General features: G+C 27.1%; 13 protein-coding genes. 9 read left to right on the forward strand and 4 right to left on the reverse strand.

The window, feature by feature from the left end:
• Positions 1-31: 31 nt before the first annotated feature.
• A complete protein-coding gene (locus tag F811_RS0111570) occupies positions 32-376 on the forward strand; it encodes an ankyrin repeat domain-containing protein (protein ID WP_026364439.1) in 345 nt (114 codons plus the stop codon).
• Between the two features lie 11 nt (positions 377-387).
• Here the strand turns inward: F811_RS0111570 and F811_RS0111575 are convergent, their stop codons facing one another.
• From F811_RS0111575 to F811_RS0111585, 3 genes are all read right to left on the reverse strand, one after another.
• Positions 388-2,148, reverse strand: a complete 1,761-nt coding sequence (locus F811_RS0111575; RefSeq protein WP_020005402.1) for a CASTOR/POLLUX-related putative ion channel — start codon at positions 2,146-2,148, stop codon at positions 388-390.
• Positions 2,149-2,250: 102 nt separating this feature from the next.
• Positions 2,251-5,421 (reverse strand): efflux RND transporter permease subunit, encoded by a 3,171-nt coding sequence (locus F811_RS0111580; RefSeq protein WP_020005403.1) that lies wholly within the window; start codon positions 5,419-5,421, stop codon positions 2,251-2,253.
• Between the two features lie 62 nt (positions 5,422-5,483).
• A complete protein-coding gene (locus F811_RS0111585; RefSeq protein ID WP_020005404.1) occupies positions 5,484-6,989 on the reverse strand; it encodes a TolC family protein in 1,506 nt (501 codons plus the stop codon).
• 222 nt (positions 6,990-7,211) lie between these two features.
• On the opposite strand from F811_RS0111585, the gene treR reads away from it, so the two are divergent.
• The 5 genes from treR to F811_RS0111610 all read left to right on the forward strand — a co-directional run bounded on the left by treR (position 7,212) and on the right by F811_RS0111610 (position 13,681).
• Complete coding sequence (gene treR / locus F811_RS0111590; RefSeq protein ID WP_020005405.1) at positions 7,212-7,919, forward strand: trehalose operon repressor; 708 nt, start codon at positions 7,212-7,214, stop codon at positions 7,917-7,919.
• Positions 7,920-8,110: 191 nt separating this feature from the next.
• Entirely contained in the window at positions 8,111-10,042 is a 1,932-nt protein-coding gene (treP, locus tag F811_RS15780; protein ID WP_020005406.1) for a PTS system trehalose-specific EIIBC component, read from the forward strand.
• A 114-nt stretch (positions 10,043-10,156) separates the two neighbouring features.
• A complete protein-coding gene (treC, locus tag F811_RS0111600; RefSeq protein WP_020005407.1) occupies positions 10,157-11,827 on the forward strand; it encodes an alpha,alpha-phosphotrehalase in 1,671 nt (556 codons plus the stop codon).
• A 173-nt stretch (positions 11,828-12,000) separates the two neighbouring features.
• Positions 12,001-12,576 (forward strand): TetR/AcrR family transcriptional regulator, encoded by a 576-nt coding sequence (locus F811_RS0111605; RefSeq protein WP_020005408.1) that lies wholly within the window; start codon positions 12,001-12,003, stop codon positions 12,574-12,576.
• Positions 12,577-12,679: 103 nt separating this feature from the next.
• The gene (locus F811_RS0111610; RefSeq protein ID WP_020005409.1) at positions 12,680-13,681 is read left to right on the forward strand and encodes an NAD(P)H-dependent glycerol-3-phosphate dehydrogenase; all 1,002 of its coding nucleotides are present in this window, start codon (positions 12,680-12,682) and stop codon (positions 13,679-13,681) included.
• Here F811_RS0111610 and F811_RS0111615 read toward each other — a convergent pair whose 3' ends face one another.
• Entirely contained in the window at positions 13,682-14,089 is a 408-nt protein-coding gene (locus tag F811_RS0111615) for a hypothetical protein (protein ID WP_026364440.1), read from the reverse strand. It abuts the gene before it with no gap.
• A gap of 118 nt (positions 14,090-14,207) precedes the next feature.
• Here F811_RS0111615 and F811_RS0111620 point away from each other — a divergent pair, with 118 nt between their 5' ends.
• The 3 genes from F811_RS0111620 to F811_RS0111630 are packed head-to-tail and all read left to right on the forward strand — an operon-like array spanning position 14,208 to position 17,419.
• Positions 14,208-15,269 (forward strand): DUF1385 domain-containing protein, encoded by a 1,062-nt coding sequence (locus F811_RS0111620; RefSeq protein WP_020005411.1) that lies wholly within the window; start codon positions 14,208-14,210, stop codon positions 15,267-15,269.
• On the forward strand, positions 15,260-16,387 hold the full coding sequence (locus tag F811_RS0111625; RefSeq protein WP_020005412.1) for a hypothetical protein: 1,128 nt from the start codon (positions 15,260-15,262) through the stop codon (positions 16,385-16,387). Before F811_RS0111620 ends, F811_RS0111625 begins: the two co-directional genes overlap by 10 nt.
• A 15-nt stretch (positions 16,388-16,402) precedes the next feature.
• Positions 16,403-17,419: a WYL domain-containing protein gene (locus tag F811_RS0111630; protein ID WP_020005413.1), complete on the forward strand. Its 1,017-nt coding sequence runs from the start codon at positions 16,403-16,405 to the stop codon at positions 17,417-17,419.
• Positions 17,420-17,466: the final 47 nt, after the last annotated feature.

Here is a 17,466-nt window from a genome sequence, read left to right on the forward strand (position 1 = left end):
TATATCATCTAAATTACAGGAGGTGTTTATGATGAAAAATATTATACTAATACCATTAATTATAATATCTGTTTTATTAATACCATATAATAAACTATATCCCCTCACTCAAGATGAAGAAACTTTTTTAGATGCGGCTATATTCGGTGATGAAGATGTTATAGAAAAAATTATTGCTAAAAATATTAATGTTAATGTACAAGATGATGTAGGAAATACAGCTCTTATATTAGCATGTATGGAAGGGCATATAAAAGTTGTAGAGTTATTAATTAAAGCAAATGCTGATAAGTCTATAGTAAATAAACATGGTAATGATGCTTTATTCTATGCTAAGCAAAAAAATTATAATGATATAATTAAGTTAATGGAGTAAAATATTTAGTTTTAAAAAATTAGCTCTTCATTTTCTTCTTCAAGTACATAGTTTGTAATAATGATTATTTCATCTTTATTATCTAACATGCAGTCATTATTCGGATTGATAATAACATCATTATATCTTTTTACCCCAATGATAATAACCTTTTTTCTAAGCAAGTACAAATAAACATCTTTAAAACTTTTTGATTCATTAAAATAATCGGAGTAGGGCGACATTATTATATCTTTTCCATTCTTACTTAAAAGCCCGTAGAAAATATACAATATATTTGAACTTATAGAAGCCTGAGCCATAAGCATACCTATTAATTTACCGCTTACTATAAAATCTCTCACATCATCAGAATATATTAAATTCCTTTTTTGTATAGAGTTTAATAAAGAAAGTATTGCTATATTTAAATTCTCTTTTCTTATAATCTGTCTTATGATTAAAAGTATATTAATGCTTTTAACATCAGTAAGATTATCTTCTGATATTAAAACTATTTTTGTAGTATTTTCTTTTTTTAGTTTTTCACGCATAAACTTATATTTATTTTTTTGAGATTTTATTGAATTGTAACTAATCATACTTGTATTATGATTTTCCATATATTCAGAAATCTCTTTTATTATTTCATCATATCTGTTTTCTTCGCATATTAATAATATATTATTTTTATATTTTATAATGCTTGGTTTTATATCAGGGTATTCTTTTATATTATCATCATTATTGTTTCTTGAAAGTATTACAAGTCTATTTTCTTTTTTTAATAAATAATCATAATTAGGTATTAACAACTGACTTCTGTCCTCTTTTGTTATACCTAGAAGTATCATACCTCTTTCAAGATATTTTAAAGCTGCATCTTCAAATTTGCAGTCATTAAAATCATGATCAGTTTCTATATAAAATACATTGCCGTCATTGGAAAATAAATCTTCATAAACATTGCTAAGCCCAGTATAAATTATACTTTGAGCTATAAGTTTGTATAATATCTCATATTTATAAATAACATGTATAACAAAGTTTTTCTCTTCGATAGATTTTATTATTTCAATAGTATCCTCTTCATGAACTAATACACATATATTTATTTTTTTATCAAGTTCTTCTTCTTCGACTATCTTTTTTAAAGCTAGAAGTATATTTAATGACTCTGTATCATCATTATTTATTATTGATATACTTGAAGATTTTGCTATATTAAGAAGTTTAATATTTTCTATTCTGCTTGCGGAGCCTTCTCTTATTATTATATTGGTTTGTTTACTTCCTTTTATAAATGATATTCTTTTTCTTATTATATCAACATTATGTTCGGATAGTATGATAATAGTTTTTACTTTAGCCATAATAAACTCTTCTACTATAGTTAAAGCCTCTTCACCGTATCCTAATATAATAGCATGGTTTTTTTCCATAATAAAAGCATTACCTTTGCTTAAATTATTAATTCTATCCTGAAGAGCTTTATTAATCATAGCTATAAGAGAACCCCAGCCGCATACTCCTATAAAAGTTACCATAAGAAAAGTTAATACAATACCAGTACTGCCGTCTACAGAAGATATGTTTCCAGTATCTATAAACTGCATCAAACTGTCCCAAAATGCATCTTTAGGCGGATAATTAAAAAATACTATTATAAATATGGATACTATTAAAAGCAGTATTATTATTGCAAATACCAAAAGAAGTAATTGATAAAGCAGACCCTTATTAAGCATTCTATCAATTCTGTATTTTATATATTTAGGTATATCTTTTAACATAAAGCAACTCATGATTTTATTTATATAAAGATTATACTAGAGTAAATTAAAATTGCAAAATATTTTTTATTAAAAAATATATATAAAAAATAATATATAAAATTATTTCTGATAATTTATTTTTATAAGCTTCAAATCGGCAGAGATCATAAATAGAGAAGGAAGCAGTATCAATGTCAAAAGTGCAGCAAATAAAAGTCCGTAAGCCATAGACATTACCATAGGTACTATCAAATCAGCACGTCCGCCTATACCATAAACAGTTGGAAGAAGTCCGAATATTGTAGTTACAGTTGTGAGAAATATTGCCCTAAATCTGTCTCCTGCACCTTCCACAACGGCATTTAATACATCTTGTTTGTTATGTATATTGCCTCCTTCAAGTATTCTGTTTATTAAATCAACCATTATAATACCATTGTTTACAACAACACCTGCAAGCCCAACTATACCAACAGCACCAACGAATGACATAGGCATTCTATGAGCTGCAAATCCTAGTATAACACCGATTATTCCAAAAGGTATTATACCAAGTATCATAAAAGGCTGAACGAATTTATTAAACTGAAGTAGAAGTATTACATATATAGCTATTATGGCAATTAAATATCCCCAAGCTATACCTATTATAGAGCCTCTTGTTTCTTTTACCTCTCCTGCAAACTCTACGCTTATATTAGGGTAATCTTTAGCTATAGAATTAAAATAATCCTGCATTGCATATGTTACTTGTATGGCAGTATTTTTTCCCTGTTCAAGGTCTGCAGTCATAGTTATAGATTTTTTACCGTTATAGTGTCTTATGCTTGACTGATTATTTGTAATGTATATATCTGCTATATCTTTTAATTGTATAAGTCTGTAATAGGTATTTGGTATTAAAAGATTATTAAGTACATTAGTATCATAAGTATATTTTTTATCTAAACGTACTCTAAAGTCTAATTTATTTTCAAACTCCTGTATTGAAGTTGCTACTATTCCAGAATAAGCAGCTCTTAATTCTCTTGCCGCATATGCTACATTAACTCCGAGTTCAGACATTCTGTCATAATCAAATATTACTCTCAATTCTTCCTGTCCTATTTTATCATCATCATCGTAATTGACTACTCCGTCTAAACTTAAAAGATGTTCTTTCATTTTATCTTTTACTTCTTTAACCATAGCAGTATCATTTCCTATTATTTTTATGTCAACTGCTTTTCCGGGGTTTATTGGAAGTTTCGTATTAACTGTTATAAGCTCTAGTTCATCTTTTATCCCGCTTTTTTCTATAGCTGCATTTAAATCATCTGCTATATCATAGGCTATTTTTTCTCTGTTATTGGCTGGAACTAAATATATCATAGTGCCTGCAATATTATCCATCTCTTCTGATATCTCTACAGTATTTTTATCTAATTGCTTTCCAAGTAAACTATAAACTGCCACTATATCATTAGTATTTATTGTTTCATAAATGATATTTTCTACTTTTTGAAGATACTTTTCTGTTTTGTATATAGAACTTCCAACACCTGTATCTATATTAACAACTATAACATCAGCACTTGTATCATAAACTAAAGTAAACTTTGCAAATATTGATTTTGCTATTAAAAGAGTGATAAGAAGTGTAACTATAAAAAATATAAGAACAATATATCTAAACTTTAATGTAAATCTTAAAAACTTAACAAATGGAATTTTTAATTTATCAAATAATTTATCTTTATCAAAATCAAGCGGATTTTTAAAATTAAATCTTTTTCTTTTATGTTCTCCAGTAAGCTCTTCTTTGGTAATTAAGTTATTAGGAAGAAGCAAAACAGCCTGAAATATACTTACTACTAATGCCACAATAACAACTCTAGGATACTGATTAATTAATCTTCCCATAGTACCAGTAACAAATATTATAGGAGCAAATGATGCCACTGTTGTGAGAGTAGAAACAAGCATAGGCATAAATACTTCTCCCACAGCATTTTTTGTAGCTTCAAGTCCTTTTATTCCTCTTTGATGATAATTAAAAATATTCTCCGACACTACTATAGAATTGTCCACTATCATACCAAGTACAGTTATGATTCCGCCTAGAGATATTATATTAAAAGTAATTCCAGAGTATGTCATATAAATAAGAGAAACAGAAATAACTATAAGCATTCCAAGCGAAGTAAATATTGCACTCTTAAAATCCAAAAATATAATAAGTATTATAAATATGATGATAAAACCAGTTATAATATTTGAAGAAACTGCATTAAGCAAGTCTGTAATAGTTCTTGAGTTATCGGCCATAGGTACTATTTCTATATTGCTTGGAATGGTAGATTTATTTTTTTCAAAATATTTATTAACATTATCAATAGTTTTTAATATATCAGCATCTTCTTTTTTTATTATATTTATAGAGTATCCATGCTTACTATTAACTCTCATATACACACTTTTATCAACAAATAATTCTTCAACTCTTGCAATATCTCCTATTCTTACAGGCTGTCCGTTAAATATAGAACGCACTATAACATTTGTAATAGATAATGGGTCTTGAAATTGTCCTGTAGTAACAAGAAGTTTATTTTTATCTTCTAAGTTATCACTTTCTGAAGGCTTCATACTTCCGCTTGTAGAGCGTATATTTCTTAAAGATAATGCCTGTATGATTTCTGTTAATGAAGTATAGTATTCTCTTAATTTATAAGGGTCTGCTAATATTTGTATTTCTGGGTCTGTTCTTCCGTATACTTCTATATTTGCAACTCCGTCTACATATTTTAATTCTTTTTCAAATCTTTTAGATATATCATAAAGTTCTTTTTCACTTCCTTCCAGTCCTTCTTTAAATCTTATACCCAAATTGTATATAGGCATTCTATTTGCATTAGCTTCAAAAATTTTGATTTCTGAAACATCTTTTGATACATTAGGAGCATTCTGAAGTCTTCTAAATATTTCATCTTTTACTGGTCTTGAATCTTTTAAATTCATATCTATTCTTATAGTAAGTATGCCTGCATTTTCTATTATTATAGAATAAAACTCATCAATACCTGCTATAGTCTGAAGCTCATCTTCTATTGGTATCATAGCATATTGTTCAACATCTTCTGGAGAAGCCCCTGGGTATATAACCTGAACTATCATAACATCAAAGTTTGTAGATGGGAATGCCTCTTTTTTTATATTAAGATAGGAGTATATTCCAACTGCTAAAGTTATTAAAATGATTACATTAACCAATAATCTGTTTTTTGCAAATAGTTCTATAATTTTATTCATATATTATTTTCCCAACACAAAATTAATTTATTATTGTTTTTTTTAATAAAACTAATAATTCTCTAATTACTAAGAAGCACAAGTGAATTATAGTCCATTACAGTACTTATTATCATATATTCAAGATTTAGAAGTTCAGCTCTTGCCTGTGCTAAATCAAGCCTAGCATTTATTATTTCATCTATAGGTAAACGACCCTGTCTGAATTTGGCATTTTGAGTATTTATTCTTGATACTATTGCATTAACTTCTAGTTTTTTATTTTCAAGCATTTTTTTATACGTTTCAAACTCATCATAATAAGTACCTATCTGCACATCAAAATCCCTATTAACTCTGTCAAAGTCAGCAGTAACAGCATTTAAAGCAGCATAAGCATCTTCCATTTTAGCTTTGGCATCACGTCCTCCTATAGGATAAGAAAACATAAGCCCTACAAAATAATCAACATTTGTCATAGTAGAAAAAGATTTAAAATATCCGCTGTCGTCCAAACTAGATAATGATACGCTTCCTACTATAGATAAGTCTGGCAAAGCATTATTTTTCATTATAGAGAGTGCATATTCGCTTCTTAATTTTAATTGATATGCCATTTGTCCCTGAGCACTTTCTAAAAACGGCACTATATCCACTTTTGCATTAATAGAAGTTTCAAGAGTCTGAGTCCAGTCGTCTTCATTTGGTATAATATTTTCTTCTGGTATGAAGAACTTTATATTTCTTATAATTTTTTTAAGCATCAACTCTGATTTATCTTTTGCTTCTATATATTTTAAAGTTTGCCTTCTTGCATTCTGATATGAGTCATTATCTATAACTCCGCTTGAATATCTTTTATAAACCTGATTTTCAAAACTTCTAGCTTCTCTAATCATGGCATCATACAAAGCTATTAATTTTCTAGCCATTATCCATTGATAATATATTTTCTGATAAGATGTTAATACGCTGTTGTCATCTATCATTCTTTTTAATTTGGCTATTGTAAGCTGATATTCTGCATCTTTTATAGGGTATCTGTCTAGCTTACCAAAAAAATCTCTTAATATTGGCTGAGCTATTTGTATTTTAATGCTTGGATAATAATATTTAAAATCATTGGTACTCAAGTTTGGTAATTTCCCGTTAACAGTTCCAAAAGGAGTATCTACAGGCAGTGTAATATCTCCAGTTTTGAAATCACCAAAAAAACTGTCATGTTTAATTTCTACAGACCATCTAGTACCAGAATAGGGTATAAGTCCGCTGAAACCTGCACCTATTCTAAAGCCATTATAATTAAAGTCTGAAACTGGTATGAAACTGTATTCATCAGAATGAGCCTGCTTTCCTATAGCCCCCGCCTGCAAATCAAACTTTACATCGCCTGAGCTTTTTGCTTTTGTCAAATTATTATATGCATTACTTTCTTGAGATGCTGTTAATTTCATTTCTGGTATTAATATTTTTATTCTTTCCATGTATTGTGCATATGGAAGTACTATATTGTTATTAGTTTGGGCAAAAATAAAAAAATTAAAAAAAACTGAGTTAAAAATAATAATATATATCAATTTCCTTAACACTTTCTAACACCTATTAAAAATATTGTATACATTTTATTATTTTTGATTTTTTTATCAAGTACAATAAAATTACTATTGTATAATAAACTACATTTTTTTATTTTTGTAAATTATATTTATTTTTTTACATATGTAAAATACAACACTTATAAATATTAATAGCTATATTTACAAACAATCATTTTTGTATTATAATTTTTTTAATTAATTTCAGAGGTTGTTATGGCAGCAAAATACGAAGATATTTATAATAGTTTGCTTGATAAAATAAAATTCGGACATTTTAAAGAAGGAGATATACTTCCAAGTGAATATGATTTGATGAATGAATACAAAGCCTCAAGAGATACGATAAGAAAATCATTGCAGTTATTATCAAATAATGGATGCATTCAGAAACATAAGGGCAAAGGTTCAATAGTAATAAATTCTAATATATATAATTTTGAATTTGGAGGAATATTTAGTTTTAAAGAAGTATCATCAAAAATGTATGGTAAAGCAGAAACTATTGTTAATAAATGTGAATGTATAAAACCTAATTTATTAATAAAAAAAACATTAAAACTAAATGATAATGATAGAGTATGGTCTATAGAAAGAATCAGAAATATAGATGGAGAAAATATTATACTTGATATAGATTTTATCAATGCTTCTATTATACCATTTATAGATGAAAATATTTTAAAAGATTCTCTATACGAATATATAGAAAATAATCTTAAACTAAAGATATCATATGCAGAAAGAGAAATATCATGCGAGAAAGTAAATAATAATGATAAAAAACTTTTAGATTTGAAAGATTATGATATGATAATAAATGTAGAATCAAAAACATTTTTATCAGATACAAGAGTTTTTCAGCTTACTTCAGCCAGACACAGACCAGATAAATTTAAATTCAGAGATTTTGCCAGAAGATAAATATATTTTAATACGTTTTAATTATCTATAAAATTTTATAATTATTTTAACTTTATATTTTGTATCATCATTACTATTTTTTTATGAAAAAAAATAGTAAAAAGAGTTTATATATAATTGACAAACTTGTACGTATATGTTAATATGTACGTACAAGTTAATGATAATTAAAACTTTCGGAGGTATATTTTATGGGAAAGTTTGCTGAAGATGCCAAATTACTATTAAAATATGTAGGCGGAAAAGAAAATATTAAAGCAATAACACACTGTGTTACAAGAATGCGTTTTGTTTTGATTGATACAAAAAAAGCAGATGTAAAGGCAATAGAAAATTTAAAATCTACAAAAGGTACTTTTACTCAGTCTGGACAATTTCAGGTGATAATAGGAAATGAAGTTTCTGAATATTATAATGAATTTGTAAAGATTTCTGGTATAGAAGGAGTTAGTAAGGATGCCGTAAAAGAATCGGCAAAAGGAAATCAAACATTTCTTCAGCGTTTAATGTCTAATATAGCGGAAATATTTTCACCTCTTATTCCAGCTATTATATGCGGAGGTTTTATATTAGGATTTAGAAGTATAATATCAGATATAAAATTTTTTGAAGAGGGTACTAAGAGTTTAACTCAAATATCTCAATTTTGGTCTGGCACTAATGATTTTTTATGGCTAATAGGGGAGGCAATATTTCATTATCTTCCAGTAGGTATTACTTGGTCTATTACCAAAAAAATGGGTACTACTCAGATATTAGGTATAGTTTTAGGTATTACATTAGTTTCTCCTCAGCTTGTTAATGCTTATTTAGTAGGTACTGTTGATCCTAAATTTTACGATTTTGGATTTTTTAAAATGCCTATGGTTGGATATCAGGCTCAGGTCATACCAGCTATAATGGCAGGATTTGTATTGGTTTATTTAGAGAAGTTTTGGAGAAAGGTTGTTCCAGAATATATATCTATGGTTATTATACCTTTTGCTTCGCTTATACCTACAGTTATTATAGCCCATGCAGTTGTAGGTCCTATAGGCTGGAAGATAGGGGAGGCTGTTTCTTATGTTGTATATAACGGTTTAACATCAAAATTTGGAGTTTTATTTGCAGGAGTATTCGGATTTTTCTACGCCCCTCTGGTTATAACAGGACTTCATCATATGTCAAATGCCATTGATTTGCAGCTTATGAGTCAGTTTGGCGGTACTATGTTATGGCCTATGATAGCATTATCAAATATAGCACAAGGTTCTGCAGTAGTTGCTATGGCTATACTTCAGAAAAAAAATAATAAAGCTAAACAAATAAATATACCTGCTTTTATATCATGTTATTTAGGAGTAACAGAGCCTGCATTATTTGGAGTAAACTTAAAATATGGTTTTCCTTTTATATGTGCTTTAATAGGTTCCTGTATAGCAGCAGTTATATCAGTAGGTTCTAAAGTTATGGCTACTTCTATAGGTATAGGAGGAATCCCTGGTATACTTTCAATTCAGCCTAGGCACATGTTAATGTTTGCTGTTGCTATGATTTTTGCTATAGCTATACCATTAATATTAACTTTGATAGTAGGAAAGAAAAAATTAAAAGCAGAGGATTTAATTGATAATATTGATAATAATACAGAAGATGCTAAAAATTCAAATACTTCAGATAATTTAACAATTTTAGATGATGATAATTTTGTTTCACCTATGAGCGGTAAAGTTTATAAATTATCAAGTATAGCAGATGAAGCTTTTTCAAGCGGAGCTATGGGAGAGGGATTTGCTGTAGAATTATATGACGGCAAAGTTACTTCTCCTTGTGATGGGGAGATAACTGCAGCATTTCCTACTAAACATGCTTATGGAATAGAAACTAAAGATGGAAAAGAAATACTTATTCATATTGGTATGGATACTGTAGAACTTAAAGGTGAAGGATTTGAAGCATTTGTTAAGGCAGGCGATAAGGTAAAAAAAGGAGATATTATAGCAAAAGTTGATTTGGAATATGTAAAAAATCATGGTAAGTCTTTAGTATCACCTGTTGTATTTACTGATGGAAGTAAAATTAATTTATTAAAAGAAAATGCCATTATTAAAAATGGTGAAGGTAAAATAATAGAAATAAAATAATAAAAAAGCTGGGTAAATATTTATAGGTTCATATAGTTGGCAGTTAAATATAAAATTATTTAACTGCCTATATAAAATCTATAATATATAATTATAAATTAATAGGAATTATTTATGAATTTTAAAAATAAAGTTGTTTATCAAATATATCCAAAATCATTTATGGACAGCAATAATGACGGACTTGGAGATATAAGAGGTATAATATCAAAATTAGATTATTTGTCCGATTTGGGAATAGATATAATATGGACAACTCCTTTCTTTGTTTCGCCTCAAAAAGATAACGGCTACGATGTTGCTGATTATTATAATGTTGATCCTTCTTATGGAACTATGGAAGATGTAGAGGAACTTATAAGAGAAGCTAAGAAAAGAAATATAGATATAATGTTTGATATGGTATTTAATCATACTTCTACTGAGCATGAGTGGTTTAAAAAGGCCATTAATGGAGAAGAAAAATATAAAAACTATTATATATTCAAAGAAGGAAGAGTAATTAATGGTAAAAAAGAGCCTCCTACCAACTGGATATCTAAATTTGGAGGCAGTGCTTGGCAGTATATAGAAAAATTTGATGAGTATTATTTGCATTTATTTGATGTTAGTCAGGCTGATTTGAATTGGGATAATGAAGAGGTTAGAAAAGAAATATTTGACATAGTAAATTTTTGGATAGGTAAAGGTGTTTATGGATTTAGATTTGATGTTATTAATTTAATATCTAAACCTAAAGTTTTTGAAGATGATTTTGAAGGGGACGGAAGACGCTTTTATACAGATGGAATAAATATACATAAATATTTAAAAGAATTAAACAAAAATACTTTCGGTAAATATGATAATGCTGTAACAGTTGGAGAAATGTCATCAACGAGTATAGAAAACTGTATAAAATATTCAGGTGAAAAAGAAAATGAACTTAGCATGGTATTTAGCTTTCATCATCTTAAAGTTGATTATAAAAATAAGGATAAATGGCAGTTAATGGATTTTGATTTTCAGGAGTTAAAAAATATTTTGTTTTCTTGGCAGGAAGGAATGCAAAGTAATAATGCATGGTCTGCTTTATTTTGGTGCAATCATGATCAGCCAAGAATAGTTTCAAGATTCGGCGATGATAAAAAATATTATAAAGAATCAGCTAAAATGCTTGCTGCAGTTATTCATTGTTTGAGAGGTACTCCTTATATTTATCAAGGTGAAGAAATAGGTATGACCAATGCTTATTTTAATGATATTAATCAATACAAAGATGTTGAGTCATTAAACTATTTTAATATACTTAAAAATAATGGAATAGAAGAGAAAGAGATATATAAAATACTTCAAAGCAGGTCAAGAGATAATGCCAGAACTCCTATGCAGTGGAATGATAAAAAGAATGCAGGATTTTCAAATGCTAAGCCTTGGATAGAAATTATATCTAATTACAAAGAAATAAATGCTGAAAATAATCTTAAAGATGAAAACTCTATTCTTAATCATTATAAAAAATTGATAAAATTGAGAAAAGATTATAAAGTTATTTCAGAAGGTAAAACTATACCAATATTAAAAGATGATAAAAATGTACTTTCCTTTATAAGAGAATATAACAATGAAAAAATTTTGGTTATAAATAATTTTTACGGCAATGAATGCACTGCAAATTTAAGCGGTATTAATTTTGACGTAAAAACTTCAAAGATTCTTCTTTCAAATTATAGTGATGACCTAATGCTCGATAATATTTTAAAGTTAAAACCTTATGAATCAGTTGTATTATACAGCAAAAATTAGATTGTTAGATTTGTCCTTCATATAAATTTTTAATTATCATTATAGGCCTTGAGTATATAAATTATATTCAAGGCTGATTTTTTATTTTTATTATTTAAATAATAAAAAAAATTTTGACAAAGTCTATTTTTATTGTAATATTATTTTTGAATAACTTGTATTATTTATAAAATATGAAAAAAGAAGAAAAAAAAGATTTAAGAATTATAAAAACTCAAAAACTTTTAAAAGAATCCTTACTTGAACTTTTAAAAAGCAATTCATTAAAAGATATAAGCGTAACAGAAATATGCGAACATGCACTAGTAAACAGAGTTACATTTTATGATCATTTTAATAATAAAGAAGAACTTTTAAACTCCATTATAGAAGATATAAAAGAGGATATTATAAAAGAATTGAGAAAAGATAATTCTATATATGATTTTAGAAAGAACTATAGAAAAATATTAGAAAAAGTTATTAATTACTTTGATGATAATAGACAGTATTTTAATGTATCATTAATAGACTCTAATAATACATTATTATTTGTCTCATCACTTTATAGAATATTTTTAGAATATTTAGATGAAACTATGAAAAGTGAAAATACTGAAAATACAAAAATTATGTCTCAGTTTTTTTCAGGTGCTTTGGTTTCTGTGATACTTTGCTGGGTGAAAGATGACAATATAAATGACAAGAAAATAAAAAAAGAAGATTTGCTTAATAATATATGCATTTTACTTGAAAAATCTTTTAAATAAAATATAATAAGTTTACATAACATTTTTACAATTATATATTGATAATAGTTATTTTTTATATATACTAATAGATACTATATTATAAAATGAAGTAGGGCAGATTATGGCAAATGTAGGTATTATAGGTGCAGGTGGTTGGGGACTTGCTCTTGCAAATATTTTTTCTGAAAAACATAATATTAAAGTATGGGTTCATAGTGAAGAAAGCTATAAATTATTAAGTACAACTCATAGAAATGATAATTATCTTGAAAATATAGAATTAAATAAAAATATAAACTTCACAATGGATGTTGGAGAAGCTGTTAATGATAATGAAATAATCATAATAGTAACTCCGTCTTTTGCATTTGCTGAAGCTTGTACAAATATAGAGCCTTATATAAGTAGTAATCAAATACTTGTATCAGCAACTAAAGGTCTTGATAGAAAGACAGGCAAAACTATGAGCGAAGTAGCTAGAAGCATTATATCAGGAGATTTATCAATACTTACACTTTCAGGACCATCTCATGCTGAAGAAGCTGCTAAGGGAGTGCCTACTGCTGTAGTTGTAGGAGGAGAGAAAGGAGTTTCTGAATATGTGAGAGATACTTTAACCGTTCCACCCAAATTTAGAATATATAATTCTACAGATCAGAAAGGTGTTGAAATAGGCGGAGCTTTAAAAAACATCATAGCTATTGCAGGCGGTATAGTAGACGGACTTCATCTTGGAGATAATACAAAGGCTGCCCTTATAACAAGAGGACTTCATGAAATAGTAAGATTTGCTTTGAGTAAAGGGGCTAGAATAGACACTATGTACGGACTTTCTGGTATAGGGGACTTAATAGTTACTTGTTCAAGTTCTTTAAGTAGAAACAATAGACTAGGGCGAGAATTGGCTAAAGGTAAAAAATATGAAGATGTAATAGCTGAAAATCATGGTCAGGTGGCAGAAGGTGTGTATGCTGCAACTGCTGCTTATGAGTATGCTCAGAAAAATAATATTTACATGCCTATAACAGAAGCCATATACAATATACTTTTTAATAATGCTGATATACAAAATACTTTAACAGAACTTATGAGTAAAGATGCTAAAAGTGAGGGATTTTTTTAATTAAATTTTATCCATATCAAGAGACTGCTGAACTACACCTTTTAATATTACAGAAGCTTTGGCATTATCTAAATCTTTGAACTCGAGTATTACATAAGTTATATTGTCTATATCTAATCTGAATTTTTTATCTTCAGAATCTGGGTCTCCAACCTTTACAATACCTCTATAAACCATCCAGCCTTTTAATACTACATTAGCATATCCATTTTCTTTTAAATCTACATTAAATGTAAAATAAGGACTTTTACTTTTATAATATCCAGCTCTGTCTTTTAATGTAATAGCTTTAGGAATAGAAGTAGTTTCTTTATTATGCACTTCTTCTGAAACAGCTACCATTTGAGTATTGGTACTTTTACATGATACAAAAGATAATATAAGTAAGATAATCAGTATATATTTCATACTATATAATATATAAATTATTTCTATAAATTCAAGATTTTTTTATACTTGAAAGAATATAATATTTAATATATGATATATCTACTTTAATATTAAAATAAATAAGGATATGCATTTGATGAAAAAACAATTAGATGAAAATAGAATTAAAGAAGGTGTAGGCGGACAGGCTGTAATAGAAGGTATAATGCTTAGAAATAAAAGCCATTATGTAGTTGCAGTAAGAAAGCCAGATAAACAGATAGATTTTATAAAAGCATCTATTGCCGAAAATAGAAACAGTTTAACTAAAATGCCTTTCATAAGAGGTGTTGTAAACTTTGTAGATATGATGAAATTAGGATATAAGACTTTAGTATTCTCAGCAAATACTGCAGGACTTGAAGAAGATAATAATAAAAAAGAGGCAAACAAATCAAATAACCAAAAAAATGACAGTTTGGCTATGACTTTAAGTATGCTTGTTTCTTTAGCCTTTGCTGTAGGACTTTTTATAGCTTTGCCTTATTTTATAACTACACTTATAGGAATAAATGAGAAAGAACATTTTGTTATTTTTAATTTGGCAAGAGGTGCTATAAAATTGGCTATATTTGTATTATATTTGCTTGTAATATCATTTTTTAAAGATATAAAAAGGGTATTTGAATATCATGGAGCAGAACATATGGTTGTTAATGCCTATGAACATGGCCTTGACCCTGATACTGGAAATATAAGAGATTATACTACTATACACCCTAGATGCGGAACTACTTTTATGTTTTTAGTATTAACTGTTTCAATTCTGCTTTATATGTTTACAAGTTATTTTGTGTACACATATATATATGCTTCTTATACTCCGCCTAAAATAATAGGAAATTTAACTGTTTTGGCTATTAATATATTACTTCTTCCTATTGTTTCTGGTATATCTTATGAGATATTAAAATTGGGTTTTAGATTTTATAATTTCCCTCTTATGAGACTTGCCATATTACCAGGTCTTTTACTTCAGAAAATCACAACTAGAAGACCTCAGGACGATGAAATAGAAGTGGCATTATTTGCATTAAGTAAATTATTGGATACATCTGTAGGAAACAGAACAGAAGAAGAAGTACAGGCTGATATTAAAGCTAGTTTAGAAAATAATAATAATACAAATAATACAACAGAAGAAAAACTATGCATATAAAAAAACGTCTTATAGCGAAAGATGATTATTATGAATATTCTTCAAGCTATATAAGAAAATATATTGCTGTAATCGCTATAGCTTTATTTTGTGTACTATTTACAATTATATTTATACAGGTAAATTATAGAAGTGTACCAGAGAAATCATATATGAGAAATGATACTCCAGTATTAGATGTTAATAATCCTATAATAACAAATAATAATGGAATATATTATACGGGTGATTTTGAGAGTATTCCTAAATCTATTCAAATTAATGAAGATATGGTTGAAAATCTTTATTTATATTTATTTCATGATAATCATATAATATTTTGGAAACTTTATAAATATAATTTAAAAAGATATTTTTCATACTATGCCTTTAATATATTAGATGGAGATTCTCAGTCATTTGTTATTAAAGAAGATGAAAAAGATTATTTAGATTTTTATGATAATTTTATACGTGCCCAGTTTAGAAAGAGCATTGGAGAATTATCTTTGGAAATACCTAACTTCTACAATACAAAACTAAATTTAAAAACTTCTATAAATAATATAATAGACACTGAATTCTCTTTCAAGTTTACTAATTTTAGTGCCTCTATGGTGAATTGGGCTGGCAACAGAGCTTTGTATGTATCTTTTTATTATGGTCTTCCATCTGGATATTTGGTTGTGCCCGGAAGTGAAAACTCAATAACTGATACAAGTTCTGTTTTGGCAATTAATACTGTAGGTAGAAATCCTTCAAGATATACTCATAATGTAATAGCTGCATTAGCATATACATCATACAATACTGATCCTATACCAATTTTTATTTATGATAGCAAACCTCAGTCTCAGAATTCAAGAATTGTTAAATTTTTATTTAAAAATAAATGGCATATATATAAAAATTTTGATTCTCATGAATATAAGGATGTTATAGATTATTATTCAAAAGAAGAAGGTTTCAGTTTTGTATTTACTGTTACAAGCAATTATTTATATGATGATTTAGGCGGATTCAAAAAAATAGATTTTGAAACTACAAAGGGAGTAATAGATGGATATTTTACTGTAGAAAATGAGCAGTTCAAAATTAATGGAAATGCTATTAAAGAGTTTGTCCATAGTGTGTTTTAATATGAGGGAAATAATATGACAGAAAATAAAAAGTTTGTGAGATTATTTGAAATATATACTTCTTTAATACTTGACGGTTTTATATTAAAAAATAAATTTGTAGATGACAATAATATGTCTAAAAGAACTCTTTTGAGAGATATAAAGGAAATAGAAAAATATCTTAGAATAGAATTGAAATCAGAAAAAGATAAATACGTTATAAGTTCTTCAGATTTGAAAAAAATAAAAAAAGGGTTTAATTTTGATTATAATATCAAAAAAAATGTAGATATATTGTTCTCTATTTTTATTAAAAAAGTTAGTGCAAATTTATCTCTTATACCTCGTTCTACAGTATCAAAATTATTACCTCAAAATATAGATGATGATTATTATGATGTTATATTAATAGCAAGCAATGATATTAATAATATATCAGGCGACAGTGAAAATATAGATAAACTGCTTTCATTTGTTAAAGACTTAAATGATATAAGTTTTGATTATTATATGGAAAGTGCTAAAAGTAGTTTTAGAGTGGAGGCTTCGGCTTATCTTATTTATTATTTTCAGGGCATATGGTATTTGGTTGCCAATGATAATAAAAAGAACAGAATAAAGACTTATATTATCAATAATATATCAAATATTAATTTAATGAAAAAAATTAAGTTTAATGATAAAAAAGACAAAGAGGAATATGACAATCAATATAAAATAAGATCTGAAAAGAGAGATAAATTAATTAAACATTTAGAGAGTAAGAGAAGTATATATTGGAATGAAGATAAGATTGTAAAAACTTTGGTTAAGTTTAATTCTAATGTTTCCCATTATTTTAAGAATAGAGATTACGGATTTAATCAAAAAATAAAAACTGAACTAGAAGATGGCTCTGTATTAATTAATTTTGATTTTTCATCTTTTACAGAATTAAGAATATTTTTAAGTCCTTGGTTAGGTTCTTTTAAAATAATATCTCCAGAAAAATTTAATAAAGAGTTTATAGAACATTTGAATAATGCTTTATCTGTAATGCAAAGTGAATAATTTATATATTATAAATTTAAAACATAAAAAATCAGGTATAAATATAT

It is taken from the genome of Brachyspira innocens ATCC 29796 (assembly GCF_000384655.1).
Classification (GTDB): domain Bacteria; phylum Spirochaetota; class Brachyspiria; order Brachyspirales; family Brachyspiraceae; genus Brachyspira; species Brachyspira innocens.